This is a genomic window from Amycolatopsis suaedae (genome assembly GCF_004214935.1).
GTDB lineage: Bacteria > Actinomycetota > Actinomycetes > Mycobacteriales > Pseudonocardiaceae > Amycolatopsis > Amycolatopsis suaedae.
Genome location: NZ_SFCC01000013.1, coordinates 270,629 through 285,080, shown reverse-complemented (window position 1 = coordinate 285,080; position 14,452 = coordinate 270,629). Strand labels below are relative to the sequence as shown.

Sequence of the window (14,452 nt, the reverse complement as noted above, 5' to 3'; positions counted from 1 at the left end):
TTCGCAGTTGAGGGTGTAGTCCGGTCGGCGCGTCGGTGGCCGGGTAGGGGTCGAGGTCTCCCGAGGATGGAGGTGACTATGATCTCGGGCTCGAAGTGCTCGGGCAGCGGTTGGAGCGCGATCGGGCGATTCTCCGGTGCCGGGTTGTCGAGCCCGTCAGATGGTGTCGTCGCTGCGGATGCCAGGGCGCGGCCAGGGACACGGTGGTCCGGCGGTTGGCGTACGAGCCGTTCGGGTGGCGGCGCACGGTGTTGGAGGTCAGCCTCCGCCGATACCGGTGTAACGCCTCCTCCGACGACCGGAACACGGACCGACGACGCGCCGCGAGCCGTCAGTCGCCGGCGCTGCCGTCGATCATCTCGCGCAGGATGTCCGCGTGGCCCGCGTGCCGGCTGGTCTCCAGGATCACGTGCAGGTACACCCACCGCAACGTCAGCTCCCTGCCCCGCGGTGCGTAGTCGAGGCTGTGCTGGGCGGCGATCTCGCGGGAGCGGTCGCACTCCTCCTGGTAGGCGCGGATGACGTCGTCGAGCTTTTCGTTCGGCTCCAGCCGCAGGTCGGCCTCCGGGTCTGCGTCGGTCCACGGCGGCGTGGGCAGCTCCGCGGCGGGGATCTGCCCGATCTGCTCGGCGAACCCGCCCAGTTCCACCCACCGCAGGTGTTTGATCAGGCCGCCGAGGTTGGTGCCGGTCGGCACCGGGCTGCGCCGGGCGTCCTCCTCCGACACCCCGCGGGCCTTGCGCACGACGGCGTCGCGCAGGTAATCCAGGAACGTCTCGAGCTGCTCGCGCTCGCTGGCGGCGACCACGCTGCCGAGGATCTCACTGGGTCTAGTCATGCCCGAACGTAGCACGCGGGCCGACCCTCGCACCGGGGCTATTTGGGCTCTTCGCAGTCGCAGTTGAGGGTGTAGTCCGGTCGGCGCGTCGGTGGCCGGGTAGGGGTCGAGGTCTCCCGAGGATGGAGGTGACTATGATCTCGGGCTCGAAGTGCTCGGGCAGCGGTTGGAGCCCGATCGGGCGATTCTCCGGTGCCGGGCTGTCCAGCCCGACAGATGGTGTCGTCGCTGCGGATGCCAGGGCGCGGCCAGGGCCACGGTGGTCCGGCGGTTGGCGCACGAGCCGTTCGGGTGGCGGCCCACGGTGTTGGAGGTCAACCTCCGCCGATACCGCTGCACCGGGTGCAGTCACGGCAGCCCGGCGAACGTGGGCGCGCTGCCGCCGAGGACTGGGCTGTTCGGGCCAGGGATCAACGGCTGCTGGGCTGGGTTCCCGGGTTGCCCGGCTGCTGGCCGGGGTTCTGTGCCGGAGGTTTGGTGCCGGGCGCGGGCTGTTGCTGCCCGGGGTTGAGTGCCTGGCCAGTTGGTTTGAAAACGCAACTCGCTGGGGATGATGTGGACATGCCGACAGCACCCGCGGACAACACCCCCAGGGACTGCACCATCGCCGACGCCCTGGAGGTCGTCGGGGACCGGTGGAGCCTGCTCGTCGTGCGCGAGCTGTTCTACGCGCAGCGCCGCTTCACCGAGATCGCCCGCAATACCCGCGCCCCGCGCCACATCCTCACCGCGAGGCTGCGCAAACTGGTCGAGCACGGCGTGTTCGCCCGCACGCAGTACAGCCCCCTGCACCCGCAGCGATAGGGCGCCGCTTCTGTGAGAACCCCTTCCAGGGCCCCAGACGTCGCCACCGCTTGATCAGGCGGTGCTTGCCCGTGTTTGACAGGCAGCGGTCGGTTGGACGCGCTGGGTACAGTGGCGGGCGTGTTGCCGGGTCGAGGGTGATGGGGGACGCGGAGTGACGGGTGTGGGTCGGGTGCCGTCTGCGGTGTTGCCGGTGCCGCGTGACGTGGTGAACCGGGTGTTCGAGTTCGGCTGGCTGGGCGATGAGCTTGCCGCGGCCCATGCTGGCGGTCATCAGGCGGTCGTGGTGGTGACGGGGCCTCCTGGGGTTGGCAAGACCGCGGTTGTCGCGTCGTTCGCTCAGCAGAAGAAGGACGGTTTCCCCGATGGGGTGCTGTTCGCCACGCTCGGTGCCTCCAGTGAGACGGTGTCGCAGGAGGAGGTGCTGCGTCGGTTCCTGTGGCGGCTTGGAATGGACAAGCCGCCGGAACTGTTGGCCGACCTGATCGCGGCGTACCAGGATCTCACGGCTGGCAAGAAGCTGGTGGTGGTGCTCGACGACGTCGAGTCGCCGGCTCAGCTGAAGAACCTGCTGCCGAACTCGCCGCACAGCCTGGTGCTGGCTACCAGCCGCAAGTGGGCGGAGGGCTTCGAGGTGGAGGACTTCACCGTGATCCGGGTCGAGCCGTTCGATCGCGGCAGCTCTGTGAAGATGCTGTCGGCCAAGCTCTCCGGGGAGCGGCTGGCCGCGGCGACCGAGCACCTGCCGGTGCTCGCGGAGCTGTGCGGCCACTTGCCGTTGGCCCTGCGGGTGGCGAATGCCCGTCTGCGAGCGCGCCGCCACCAGTCGATCGCCGATTTTGTCGAGGATCTCCGTGCCGCACCGTCGTTGACCCGCGCGTTGACGGTCGATGACAGCCAGCCGGTCGCCGATCTGTTCGACGTGTGTTACGCGGAACTGTCTGGCGAGACGCAGGGTGCCCATCGGCTGCTCAGCTTGCATCCCGGAGCTCGGTTCGGGCTCGCGGCTGCGGCCGCGCTGCTCGGCAGTGAGCGGCCCACGGCGGAACGGGTGCTGGACGGTCTGGTCCAGGCCAACCTGCTCACCCGTGTCGACACCGGCAGGTACGAGCAGCACAGCCTGCTCAGGGATCACGCGGCGGGCCTGCGCGCCGAACAGGACCATGCCGCTGACTGCCGGCAAGCGGTGATGGGCGTGGTCGAGTACTACCTGGAGTTCGCGGTTTCCCGCGCGCGCTCGCTGAGTGAACGGCTGATGTTCGGCGAGTACTTCGACCGGGTGACCGCCGCCTACACCGGCCCGGATGCCTGGCAGTCGGCGGTGGCCGATCTGGAACTGGAGCAGGCGAACCTGCGCCGTGCCGTCGAACTGGCCGAGCAGGAGCGGCTTGACTCGCTGTGCTGGCAACTGTGTGCCGCACTGTCGACCTACCTGTTCCAGCTGGATCTGCACAACACGGCGTTGAGCGTGTGTGCGGCTGGGTTCGCGGCGGCGGAGCGCATCGCACGGACCACCGGCGACGCGCGGCCCTTGTTGACGACGCGCTTGCAGCGGGGCACCGCCTACTTCGGCCTGAAGGACAACAGTCAGGCCGCGCGCGAGTTCGAGCTCGCCGCCGAGCTGGCCGAGGAGCTGCCTGCGGACGCTGTCGTGGTGTTCACCCGGGCCAAGCTGTGCCAGTGGCGATCGTTCGTGCACCAGCGGCTCGGTGAGAACGACCGCGCCGTGGCCCGGATCCTCGAAGCACGCGAACTGGTTCTGGCGCCCGGCTTTCCCGAGGAGCACCGCGCCCGGGAGCTGGCGTTGGTGGGGCTCAACGGCGCGACGATGCTCGCCCGCGCCGGCCGCCACGCCGAGGCCGTGGACGTGGGCCGCCAGGCGGTGGACTTCTTCTCCGGTGGCCCTGAGCTGCACAACGTCGCCAAGGCGACCGCCAACCTGGGCGAGGCGTTGACGCTGGCCGGCGGTGAGTACCTCGTCGAGGCCGAACGCCTCCTTCGTGACGCCCTCGCCCAGGAGACCCGGCTGCGGCTGACGTCCTGGCGGGCCCATACCACCGAGGTGCTTGCCGGTCTGCTGGAACGGACCGGCCGAGCGGACGAGGCGCGACAGCTTCGGGAGGGGTCAGACCAGCCGCCGGACGGTGACTGAGTCGGCAAGGAGCACTCTGCTGCCGGTGGTGACCGTGAACCGGGCCGGCAACGTGTCGAGGTCACCGCGGGTCGCGAGCCAGGTGTGGACGACGGCCGCGGCCAGGGCGGGGGTGTCGGTGCGCAGCCTCACTCGCCAGCGGTCCCGGACCAGGATCTCGCAGTCTCCTGGAGCGGCGGTGGCCAGCAGGGTTGCGGCAGGGTGACGTCGGCGCGCCTGGGTGAGGTCCGAATCTCCCGAGACGAGAACCACGGCCGCCTTGGTGACCAGCTCCTGCTGGGCGTGGTCTTCGTGGACAACCAGGCAGCCCGTGTCCCACTGCGCCTCGATCGCGCCGGTACCGGTGATCTCCGCCGGGTAGCGGGCGGCTTCGACGTCATCGGTTCTGATCGTGCAGACGACGTGGTCAGCGGTGGCCTGCTGCCGTGGGGGCACGGCGATCACATCTGGCGCGATCGGTGGCACGAGGGCGGCGCCGGACGGTTCGTCCAAGCGCAGGTGGCGGTAGAACAGCGCCCTCAACCGGGTGGCAGTCTCGCCGGGGCACGAGCTCAGCACCGCAGCGACCCGATCACCGGCGACGGGATCACCCGCCAGCGCGTTGGCTATCTGGGTGTTCAGGGGCGCGTGCCGGTGCAGCCGGTCCGCCGTGTCGCCGAGCACGCCGGCCGCGGAACCGGGAACCACGTCGGTGTCCGGGAATGCGGCGAGCACGACCTTGGTGCCGACTGCCGCGCCGTAGCAGGTGGTCGCGCCGTGATCGCCCAGGATCAGGTCGGCGGCGATGAGCGGCGCCTGCCAGCCCTCGGTCGGTGGAACCACGATCAGGCCTGCACGGACGCAGTCGGCAAGCCAGGTGTGTACCTGCCAGGGGCCGTGGCCATGCCAGATGTTCGGGTGCAGCAGCGCGCAGACCCGGTAGGTCTCGGCATCTAGGCCGGCCAGGGTCTCACGGAACAACGACGGCCAGCTGCCCAGCAGCGACCTCGTCGACCAAGTGCTGGTGATCGTGATCAGCTTCTGACCCGGCTGCACTCCCAGGGCCGCCCGGTAGCTGTCCCGCAGATGCGCGCTGCGCAGCATGCGATCGAAACAGGGATCACCCGCGATGACCGCGGTCGGCAGCGCGGCCGGTGTGGCCTTACGCAGCAACAAAAGCTGGTCGTCGTGGGACAGCACGAGCGAGTCGGCGACAGGACGCCCGTCGTAGAGCAGCCACTCCGGCCCGAACCCGAACGGGTTCCGGGTTCCGGGTTCCGGGTTCCGGGTTCCGGGTTCCGGGTTCCGGGTTCCGGGTTCCGGGTTCCGGGTTCCGGGCGAGTATTTAGCGTATCCAGCGCCATGGGGCAAGATCACGATCGGGGCATTCAGCTCGGTGAGGCCGCCGAAGTTGGCGGCGATGGCGAGATCGAATCGGGTGTCGATCGCCTGATGCCAGGGGATGGTCACCACGCCCAGCTGGTCGAGGAACGAGTGCAGTCCGTGCCGGAAGGGGTCGGAACCGTTCCAGCTGAACAACACCTGCACCCGGGGATCGGAGTCGAACACCGTCACGACGTCCAGCAGCCGCAGCAACGAGGTCACGTGGTGCGCGACGACGAGGACCAGGCGCTGCGGTTGGATGGTGTTCCAGTGCCGGGCCTGAAGGCCGATCGGGACCTTGACCGGGGGCACGGTGGACACGGGACTCCCTGCGGGACGAGGCGGTGCGGTGCTGCCCAGCAACCGTAGCCGATCGTCGGGATCGGGCAGGTCCAGCCAAGGCGCGGCGTGAGCCAGGAAGCAACGGACCGTGTCGACCTGGTCGTGTGTGCGCACCGCGCGGTGAAAACCGAGCCGGCGCATCCGCGTCCGTCCTGTGTCGTCGAGCGCCAGTGCGCGGCGGATCGCGTCGGCCAGGTGTACCGGCGAGTCAGGTGCGCACTGGAAGCCGGTCACGCCGTCAGTGACCTGCTCCGCCAGTCCGCCGGCGGTGGTGGCGACCACCGGTGCCGCGCCGGCGGCGAACGCCTCGAGCGGGATCCGGCCGAACGGTTCCACCCGCGACGGCACGACAACGCCACGCAATCCCGGATGTCCCAGGAGGTCGGCCACGCGGGGACTGAACCTGTGCAGCATCGTCGCCGGGATGTCCAACTCGCGCAGCCGATCCTCGAGTTTCTGCTGGTAGTCGGTGATCGTGGCGGACTCGTCGCTCGCTGCCAGCACCAGGGACGGTACCGGCGTGTTCTCGGCCCGAAGCAGGGCCAGTGCGTCGAGTAGATCGTCGAAGCCTTTGTAGGGCTGGGCGCGTCCCATCGCCAGCAAGAATTCCGCGGGCAAATTCGTGAACGCGGGGGAGCGCCCGCGCTGCCGGTATCGCTGCCATTCTCGGTGTGACAGGCCGTCTCGTAACGGCACCATCGCACGTCGAGGTACGCCGTAGGCCGCGCGCAGGTGCGTGTCCATGTAGTCGGAGACGGCACCGATCCGTGTGCCGCCGGCGATAGCGGCGTGCAGGCTCGCCTTCTCCCAGCCGATCCGAGGGCGGTCCCACGGGGTGTGCAAGATCCCGCTCGACCGGGGCACGAGAACCGTCCGTGCCCGTACGTCTGGAGGTAGTTCCGCCGGCAGCCCACAGAACGGGATGTCGAACGCGATCACCAGCAGCGGGCCGGCCGTCGGCAGGACCTCCTCGCGGAGGCGTCGGGCAGTGTGGGCGCAGAGCACGCGGAAATGTGCCAGCCCGCCCCAGCGGTCCTGGCCTGCCGTGCCGTTGTCGACCGGCAGTACGTCGGCATCCACCCCGTCCAGCAAGAGCCGTGCTTCAGCGTGCCACTCCGGGTGCCGCTCCGCTCCTGCTTCGCTGAGCCAGACCGGCATCACCACCAGCCGGACGTTCCGCGGCAGGAGAAGGATGAGTGCTTCCAGGAAGCCGAGGTTGGCGTAGCCAGCGCCGGTGCCACAGCCGTAGAAGCCGTCGTGGATCGCCACCACGACCGTGGGGCGCGATGTCACGACCGGTCGGCTCCCCCGACCGAGTCCGGTAGCTGGGTATCCCGGTCGGTCACCGCCTCGGCGAGCATCGCGGCGGTGAGACCGGTCGCGTCACGAAGGTCCACGCCGCGCAGGTCGGCCTCGGCAAGGTCCGCGCCGTCCAACCTGACTCCGGTCATGATCGCCCCGCGTAACCGCGCGCGCCGCAGACAGGCGCCGGACAGGTTCGCCTTGCCGAGTTTGGCCTGCTCGGCGAAGACATTGATCAGCTTCGCGCCCGCCATATCTGTCTCGGTCAAATCGGCCAGTGCGAAGTCGGCCTCCTCGGCGTCGGCACCACGAAGCAGGGTATTCGTCAGCCGTGCCCGGGTCATGCGGGTACCGCTCAGCGAGGCATCGGTCAGGTCGGCCCTCCGCAGATCGGCGTCATCGAGCGTCGCTCCGGACAAATCCGCGGCGACCAGCCGCGCCTGCGCCAGGTTCGCCCCGTTCAGACGAACTCCGGCGAGGTCCAGCAGGCCGTCCTCAGGGCGGGACGGTCGCGTTCGTAAGGCCATCAGTGCTGCCGCCACGTCGTCGGGGAGCCGGTTCTCCTGCCGCGACCGGGCAGACCAGCCACGCAACGCGCCGGCGAGTGTGTCGACGACCGGCCTGTGGTCGCGCGGTGAGTCGGCCATGATCCTGGCCAGCGTACGTATCCCGCCGGCCCGAACTGTCTCGTCCTCCGACCCCAGGTGCCCGATGGCGTTGTTCAACCGGTCCGTGACGTGCTTATCCTCCTCCAGCCGCTGCTTGTCCCGATCCACGAAATATCGCCGCACGGCGACGGACGCGGTCACCAGGCCGCCGACCACCAGGACCAGTTGAACGCAGAGGCCGCGCACGGACCCGACCGCCGCGAGCCGCTCGGCCGCCGACACCGGACCGACCCACTGCCCGGCAATCGACGTTGACACCGGTCCCAGCAGCAGCCACACGAAGCCCAAGAAGCCGCCGCCGGCCAGCACTGTCACGACCGCCCGCCGCACCCACACACTCAGCATGTAGCCATTCCACTACAGGCTTGCCCGGACAGCGGGCACCGGCTCGCCGACAACGGACTACCTGCCGGACCCGCTGTGGTGGGAGTCGTACCAGGTCAGGGGTACGAACCCATGCTGAGAGTAGGTGATACGGGTTAGCTCGGAGCGCCTCGAGTTTCTTCGCGGCAAGATCAGCTACGAGGGTGCATTTATGGTGCAGAAACTCCGTCGAATCAGGCGGTCGACGTCGACCGAGCGCGTTTGTGTCTGCGAAAACCCCAGCTAGACCGAATGACCTCGATGAGATTGGACTCAGACCAGTTAACCGGCAGGTTATTGGTTCGAGTCCAATCGGGGGAGCATCTTCCCTGGTCAGAACCCTTTCAGGAGTGCGGCCAAGGGCCTGAGGGGTGCATGAATGGTGCCCGGACAAAGCTGCGCTGGATGAGCGGACGCATCGGCGGAGGCCCGAGGCAGCGCGGTGACGAACTGGACCGAACGCGGAGCCTCGAAGCGGCGAGCCAGCCGCAGCAGTACATCGTCACCGCTCGCGCCGATCGGTCTTCCAGCGAGTGGGCGAAGCGGCTGCGGCGAGCACGGAGAGCAGGATGAGCGCGCCGGCTGGCCCGAGTGTCGCCCACGGCGCCAGTTCGAGATAGGGCTGGTTCTCCGAGAGGAGGCGCCCCCATTCCGGGGTGGGTGGTTGTTCGCCGAGGCCGAGGAAGCCGAGGGAGGCCAGCACGAGGACGGTGGTGGGCAGGCGCAGGAGCGCGTTGCGCACCACGGCGGGCAGGATCGCGGGCAGCAGATGGTGGCGGAGCAGGTGTGCCGGGCCGGCGCCGAACGAGATCGAGGCCTGCAGATAGCCGGTGGCCCGTTCCTGTTCTAGCAGTGCCGCGGTCTGGGCGGCGTAGGGCGTCCAGCCGACCAGGCACACCGCGCACGCGGCACCCCAGACCGACGGCCCGGTCACGGCGGTCGTCAGCAACCCGGTCAGCACGGCGGGCAGGGTCGACATCACCTCGGTCAGTCCGGCCCCGGCCTGGCCCGCCATGCCGAGCAGTATCCCGAGAACGACGCTGACCGCGGTCACGGCGAACGCGACGCCTGCCGTGCGCAGGGCGCCGTGGCCCAGCCGGGCCAGCATGTCGCGGCCGAGTGCGTCCGTGCCCAGCGGGTGCGCGACCGAGGGCGGTACCAGGCGTGCCGCGGTGTCCACTTGCAACGGATCCCGGAGCAGTCCGATGAAGACGATCGTCAGCAGGGCGACCGCGCAGCCGCCGAGCAGCCGGCCGGTGGAGCGATGGTGCCGGAGTGCCGGTGCGGCGGCCAGCTCGCCGTCGCGCAGTGCCGGGCCGAGCAGGCCGCGGCGGAGGGCCTTGATGAGCAGACCGGCGGCGACGCCGAGCAGGGCCAGCAGCAGGGTCGCGGTCTGCAGCAGCGGGAGGTCCTGGGCCAGTGCCGAGTCCAGGGCGAGCCGGCCGAGCCCCGGGATGTTGAAGATCTTCTCCACCGCGACCGCGCCGCCGACGAGGCTGACCACGCTGGGCACGAGCTGGGGGAGCACGCCGGCCAGTGCGCGGCGCAGCGCGGGCCGGGCGATCCGGCCCGGCCGGAAGCCGGCGGCGTGCCAGGTCCTGACCCACGGTTCGCCGAAGGTGGCGGGCAGGGCGTGGTCGAGCAGGCCGCCGATGATCGCCCCGGAGGGCACCCCGAGGGCGAGCGCGGGCAGCACCATGGACGCTGGCCCGGTCCAGCCGCCGGGCGGGAACCAGCCCAGCCACACGCCGAACACGGTGGAGAGCAGTGACGCGAGCAGGAACTTGGGCAGCGCGGCGACCGGCGCGGCGACCGTGCCGGTGCGGTGCTCGTGCAGCAGCCGCCTGGTGCCGAGGTGCAGGGTGCGGGCGCTGACCAGCGCGGCCACGGCGATGGTGACCACGAGCGTGGCGAGCATCAGCGTGACGGAGACGCCCAGGGCGTTGAGCACCTCGGGTAGGACCGGGGTGCCCGACACCCAGGACGTGCCCGCGTCGCCGCGGGGCAGCCCGCCGAGCCAGTGCAGGAGATGGGGGAGCGGCCCCTGGTCCAGGCCCAGCTCCTCGCGGACCGTGGTCAGCTGTTCGGGCGTGGGGGCCTGGTCGGCGGAGCGGGCACGCAGGACCGTCAGCGCGGGGTCGGTCCCGGACAGCCACGGCAGGAGCGCGACGGCCGCGACCAGGGTGCCTCCGGCGGCGAGGCGGCCCGCGCCCGCGTGCCACCGGGGTGTGCCCGGCACTACTTGCGGTGGGTGTCGAGGTTGATCAGCGAGCGCTCGCGCGGGTCGAGCAGCAGGCCTTCCACGCCGGTGCTGATGCCTTGCACGACCTTCTCGTGGACCAGCGGGACGACGGCGTCGGTGCGCAGGATCTCCGCCTCCGCGCGCATGATCTTCTGCCGCCGCAGTGCGATGTCGCCCTCTTCGGCGGCCGCGGTGATGGCCTGGTCGACCGCGGGGTCCTTGAGCCCGGCGATGTTGTAGGCGCCGTTGCTGGCGTAGTCGCTGGCGAGGTAGGCGACCGCGTCGCCGGTGTCGAGGAGGGTGACCCGGGACAGGATCAGCGCGTCGTACTTGCCCGCGAGGAGGTCGGCTTCCATCTGCGTGTACTCGCGCACGTCCTGCTGCACGGTGAAACCGGCTCGCTCCAGCTGCTGTTGCACGACGGTCGCGGCCTCGGGCAGTTCGGCGCGGTTGGTGTAGGTGGCCAGGCGCAGGGCCTTGCCCTGCGTTTTCGCCTGGGTTTCGGCGACGGTCGCGGGCTGCGGTCGTCCGTTCACCTCGGCGCGCTGGCCGGCCGCCCAGGGGATGGCCGGTCCGAACAGGCCCGGCCCGGCGTCGGCGTAGCCGCTGAAGACCGAGCCGACCAGGGCGGAGCCGTCCACCGCGCTGCGTGCCGCCGCCCGCAGCGCCGGGTCGGTGAATATCCCGTCGGCGGTGTTGAGGATCAGGCTGTCGGCACGCACGGAGGGCACCTCGTGGCGGGTGTTCTCGTCCAGCAGCGGTGCCTGAGCGGTCGGGATCCACTCGGCGATGTCGGCTTCGCCGGCCCGCAGGGAGTTGGTGCGGGCGGCGCCGTCGGCGATCCAGGTCACGTCGATGCCGGATGCCTTGGCCTTGCCTCCCCAGTAGTCGTCGAAGCGGTCCAGGCTCGCCTGGGTTTTCCCGGTGAGCCCGGTGATTTTGAAGGGGCCGGTTCCGGTGCCGACCGGGTTGACGGTGCCGTCCGGGGCGTAGGCCTTCGCGGAGAAGATGCCCAGCGCGGGGCTGGCGAGCCTGAGCGGGAGCACCGGGTCAGGGGTCTTCGTGTTGATCGTGACGGTGTCGGCGTCGTCGGCCTTCGCGGTCAGCGACACGTCGCTGAGCACGCGGGGCTTGGTGGTGGCCGCGTTGGCGTGCTCGAGCGCGCCGACGACGGAGTCGGCGGTGAACTCGGTGCCGTCGTGGAACTTCGCCTTGCGCAGTTCGAAGACCCAGGTTGTGGCGTCCGGGTGGGTCCAGGAGGTGGCCAGTGCGGGCACCGCGGCCCCGTCGCGATCCAGCGCGGTCAGGCCCTCGGCCACCGACAGCTTGCCCAGCGCGGTGGCGTCGTTGCTGTAGGGAGACAAGGCCTGCACCGGCGGTACTGCCAGCGCGACCCGCAGCCTGCCGGTCGCGGTCTCCGCCCCGGCCGAGCCGTCCGCGGCGAAACAACCGCCCAGCAGCGGCACGACGGCAAGGGCGGCAACGAGTCCACGGGACGAACGCACGATGAGTCCTGTCTTGCTCAAGGGGTCCAACCCGCCCGGTTCGGTGGCGGCGGGGCAGGGCGCAGCCTATAAGGCAAGCCTTGCCAACCTTGGGCAAGGTGATTGAAGTCTCAATCAAAGGTCTTGGCGAACTCTTGGTTCTCTCCTGTCCTTCTCCTGTCCGGCTCCTGCACCGTCCGTGTTCATTGTGGACGGTGTAATCACCCGACAGGGCAAGGAGATCACCGATGCGAACGAAGAACCGCATACTGGCTGGAGCCGGACTGGCGCTGACCGCCGTCGCGCTCACCGCCTGCTCGGCTGCCGCGGCCCCGTCCGCCCCCGCCCCCGCGTCGCCGAGTGAGCAGGAAATCGCCGGGCTGTTCACCACCTGGAACACCGCGCTGGCCACCGGTGACCCGCAGCGGGTCGCCGACCTCTACGCGCCCGACGCGGTGTTGTTGCCCACCGTGTCCAACCAGGTGCGCTCGGACCGGGCCGGAATCGTCGACTACTTCACCAAGTTCCTCCAGGACAAGCCCCAGGGCACGATCAACCAGGAGATCGTCGGGGTGCTCGACGACAACACCGCGATCAACACCGGCGTCTACACCTTCGACCTGACCAAGAATGGCCAGCCCACGCAGGTCAAAGCCCGCTATACCTACGTGTACGAGCGCATCGACGGGAAGTGGCTGATCGTCAACCACCACTCCTCAGCCATGCCCGAGGGGTAGCTCGATCCGCACCACCAGCCCACCGGCGCCGGCGGTTCCGAGCACCACGGTGCCGCCGTCGTCGGTGACCAGCTGCCGCACGATCGCCAGCCCCAGCCCCGAACCGCCGGCGCCGGTCAGCCCCTGGCCGCGCCAGAACCGGTCGAACGCCCTGCTCCGGTCCTTTTCGGACATCCCGGGGCCCTCGTCGGTGACCACCAGCACGGCGCGGTCGCGCTGGGCGCGGGTGGCCACGGTGACCGTGCCGCCGTCAGGGGATACCTCGATGGCGTTGGACAGCACGTTGTCCAGCACCTGGTCCAGGTGCCCGGCGGTGGCCAGCGCGACGATCCCCGGATCGGTGTGCTCGACCCGCAGCTCGACACCCCGCTCCGCGGCCACCCCGCGCCAGGTGTCGAACCGCTCCGCCACCACCTCGCGGAGCCGGACCGGTTCGGACGCGGCGACCGCGGCTTCGGCTTTCGCCAGCGCCAGCAAGCCGTTGACCAGCCTGCTCATCCGCACCACCTCGGCGGTGGCCAGCTCGACGTCCTCGCGCACCATCGGGTCGTCCGTGCCGTCGGCGATGTTGTCCAGCGACAACCGCAGTGCGGTGAGCGGGGTGCGCAGCTGGTGGGAGGCGTCGGCGATGAACGCGCGCTGCGAGCGCACCAGCGTGTCGATGGTTTCGGTGGCCTTGTTCAACGTCGCGGCCAGCGTGCGGGTCTCGCTCGGCCCGGCCTCCTCCGCCCTGGCGGTGAGATCGCCGTCGCGCAGCCGGTTCGCCATCCGGTTCAGCTCGCGGAACGGCCGCGTCAGCCGCCGCGCCAGCAGCACCCCGAGGAAGGCCGCGACGATCAGCACGGCCACCGCGAGCACGGCGCGGAAGCCCCAGATCTGCACCTGGCGTTCGTTCAGCGGCGCCGACGGGTAGCTCACCCGGATCGCGCCGACCACCTGACCGGCGTCGTTGCGTGCCGGGCGAGTCAGCACCAGCCCCTCGGTGCCCAGCGCTTCGGCGGTCCCCCATTCCGAGGTCGCCTCCCCGGCCAGCGCCCGGCGGAACGCGTCGTCATCGGCGGCCGGGGGCAGCGGCATCGGCGTGGCCGCCGCACCTCCGGCCAGCAGGGCGTCGAGGCGGCCAGGGGTTTCCCGGTCGTAGGCCTCGGCCAGCCGGGCCAGCGCCTGCCGGGACGGGACGTCGTCACCGGCCAGCAGGAGCGCGGCGGTGTCGGCTTCACGCCGCACCGAGACCTCGATGTCGCCGCGGAGCTGGTCGACCAGCACAAAGGCGACCGGCACGGTGAACGCCGCGATCGCCACCGCGACCAGCACGATGTAGCTGACGACCAGCCTGCGGTTCATGCGAAGACCAGCCGGAAGCCGACCCCGCGGACCGTCTCGATACTCACCGCGTCACCGAGCTTGCGGCGCAGCGCGCCGATGTGCACGTCGAGGGTCTTGGTCGGCCCGAACCAGTTCGCGTCCCAGACCGCTTCCATGATCTGTTCCCTGGTGAACACCGCACCCGGCTCCTCGGCCAGGAACGACAGCAGGTCGTACTCCTTCGGCGGCAGGGCCAGCTCGGTGCCGTCGAGGTGCACGCGGCGGGCGCGGCGGTCGATCACCACCCGGCCACCGGCGTAGGAATCAGCTTCCGCGGCCGGCTCGGGCGGCCGCATCCGGCGCAGCACCGCCCGCATCCGCGCGATCACCTCCCGGACGCCGAACGGCTTCGACACGTAGTCGTCCGCGCCGATCTCCAGGCCGACCACCCGGTCCACCTCGTCGGCGCGGGCGCTGATCACGATGATCGGCACGTCGCTGCGCGCCCGCAGCTCCCGACAGATGTCCAGGCCGTCGGTGTCGGGCAGGCCGAGGTCGAGCAGCACCAGCCCGGCCGGTTGGGCGGCCAGCGCCGCGGCCCCGGTCCGCACCCAGTCCACCTCGTAGCCGTACCGGCTCAGGCCACGCCGCAGCGACTCCGCGACCGGCTCGTCGTCTTCCACCAGGAGAACTCGCACACCAGGATCATGCCACCGGTCACCGCGGCGGCAGCGTCCACCAGGAGAAGACCGGACACACTGGACTCCTATGCGCGCCTGGCGATGTGACCGGCGTCCTGCGGACAGGCACTCGCACGCGTGATTGCGGCTCCCGCGTGCCGCGGCGATGGCGT

At 70.3% G+C, this 14,452-nt stretch carries 10 protein-coding genes and 2 pseudogenes; 5 read left to right on the top strand and 7 right to left on the bottom strand.

The features are described from left to right. Window positions 1-83 precede the first annotated feature (83 nt). Window positions 84-281, top strand: a pseudogene (locus EWH70_RS25860) (ISL3 family transposase); the annotation flags it as partial. 50 nt (window positions 282-331) lie between these two features. Here the strand turns inward: EWH70_RS25860 and EWH70_RS25855 are convergent. Beyond that, window positions 332-838: a DinB family protein gene (locus EWH70_RS25855; protein ID WP_130478103.1), complete on the bottom strand. Its 507-nt coding sequence runs from the start codon at window positions 836-838 to the stop codon at window positions 332-334. Window positions 839-974: 136 nt separating this feature from the next. On the opposite strand from EWH70_RS25855, the pseudogene EWH70_RS25850 reads away from it, so the two are divergent. The 3 genes and pseudogenes from EWH70_RS25850 to EWH70_RS25840 all read left to right on the top strand — a co-directional run. Further along, window positions 975-1,190, top strand: a pseudogene (locus EWH70_RS25850) (ISL3 family transposase); the annotation flags it as partial. A gap of 209 nt (window positions 1,191-1,399) precedes the next feature. Then, complete coding sequence (locus tag EWH70_RS25845) at window positions 1,400-1,642, top strand: winged helix-turn-helix transcriptional regulator (RefSeq protein ID WP_205669253.1); 243 nt, start codon at window positions 1,400-1,402, stop codon at window positions 1,640-1,642. Window positions 1,643-1,835: 193 nt separating this feature from the next. Then, window positions 1,836-3,794 (top strand): AAA family ATPase, encoded by a 1,959-nt coding sequence (locus EWH70_RS25840; protein ID WP_165436416.1) that lies wholly within the window; start codon window positions 1,836-1,838, stop codon window positions 3,792-3,794. Here EWH70_RS25840 and EWH70_RS25835 read toward each other — a convergent pair. The 4 genes from EWH70_RS25835 to EWH70_RS25820 form a co-directional block, all read right to left on the bottom strand. After that, entirely contained in the window at window positions 3,768-6,791 is a 3,024-nt protein-coding gene (locus EWH70_RS25835) for a glycosyltransferase family 4 protein (RefSeq protein WP_130478101.1), read from the bottom strand. The genes EWH70_RS25840 and EWH70_RS25835 overlap by 27 nt on opposite strands. Next, on the bottom strand, window positions 6,788-7,777 hold the full coding sequence (locus tag EWH70_RS25830) for a pentapeptide repeat-containing protein (RefSeq protein ID WP_165436415.1): 990 nt from the start codon (window positions 7,775-7,777) through the stop codon (window positions 6,788-6,790). The genes EWH70_RS25835 and EWH70_RS25830 overlap by 4 nt, the downstream gene beginning before the upstream one ends. A gap of 556 nt (window positions 7,778-8,333) precedes the next feature. Continuing rightward, window positions 8,334-10,070 carry an ABC transporter permease subunit gene (locus tag EWH70_RS25825; RefSeq protein ID WP_130478099.1) on the bottom strand — a complete coding sequence of 579 codons (1,737 nt, stop codon included), beginning with the start codon at window positions 10,068-10,070 and terminating at the stop codon, window positions 8,334-8,336. Continuing rightward, on the bottom strand, window positions 10,070-11,578 hold the full coding sequence (locus tag EWH70_RS25820; protein ID WP_130478098.1) for an ABC transporter substrate-binding protein: 1,509 nt from the start codon (window positions 11,576-11,578) through the stop codon (window positions 10,070-10,072). The genes EWH70_RS25825 and EWH70_RS25820 overlap by 1 nt, the downstream gene beginning before the upstream one ends. A 227-nt stretch (window positions 11,579-11,805) precedes the next feature. Between EWH70_RS25820 and EWH70_RS25815 the strand changes: the two genes are divergently transcribed. Continuing rightward, window positions 11,806-12,294 (top strand): SgcJ/EcaC family oxidoreductase, encoded by a 489-nt coding sequence (locus EWH70_RS25815; protein WP_130478097.1) that lies wholly within the window; start codon window positions 11,806-11,808, stop codon window positions 12,292-12,294. Here EWH70_RS25815 and EWH70_RS25810 read toward each other — a convergent pair. Beyond that, entirely contained in the window at window positions 12,274-13,638 is a 1,365-nt protein-coding gene (locus EWH70_RS25810) for a sensor histidine kinase (protein WP_130478096.1), read from the bottom strand. The genes EWH70_RS25815 and EWH70_RS25810 overlap by 21 nt on opposite strands. Then, window positions 13,635-14,297: a response regulator transcription factor gene (locus EWH70_RS25805; protein ID WP_130478095.1), complete on the bottom strand. Its 663-nt coding sequence runs from the start codon at window positions 14,295-14,297 to the stop codon at window positions 13,635-13,637. The genes EWH70_RS25810 and EWH70_RS25805 overlap by 4 nt, the downstream gene beginning before the upstream one ends. Window positions 14,298-14,452 lie beyond the last annotated feature (155 nt).

Bases quoted from the DNA above. Each gene is read 5' to 3' on its own strand.
- EWH70_RS25815 (WP_130478097.1), top strand. From the start codon at position 11,806: ATGCGAACGAAGAACCGCATACTGGCTGGAGCCGGACTGGCGCTGACC.
- EWH70_RS25855 (WP_130478103.1), bottom strand. From the start codon at position 838: ATGACTAGACCCAGTGAGATCCTCGGCAGCGTGGTCGCCGCCAGCGAG.
- EWH70_RS25810 (WP_130478096.1), bottom strand. From the start codon at position 13,638: ATGAACCGCAGGCTGGTCGTCAGCTACATCGTGCTGGTCGCGGTGGCG.
- EWH70_RS25845 (WP_205669253.1), top strand. From the start codon at position 1,400: ATGCCGACAGCACCCGCGGACAACACCCCCAGGGACTGCACCATCGCC.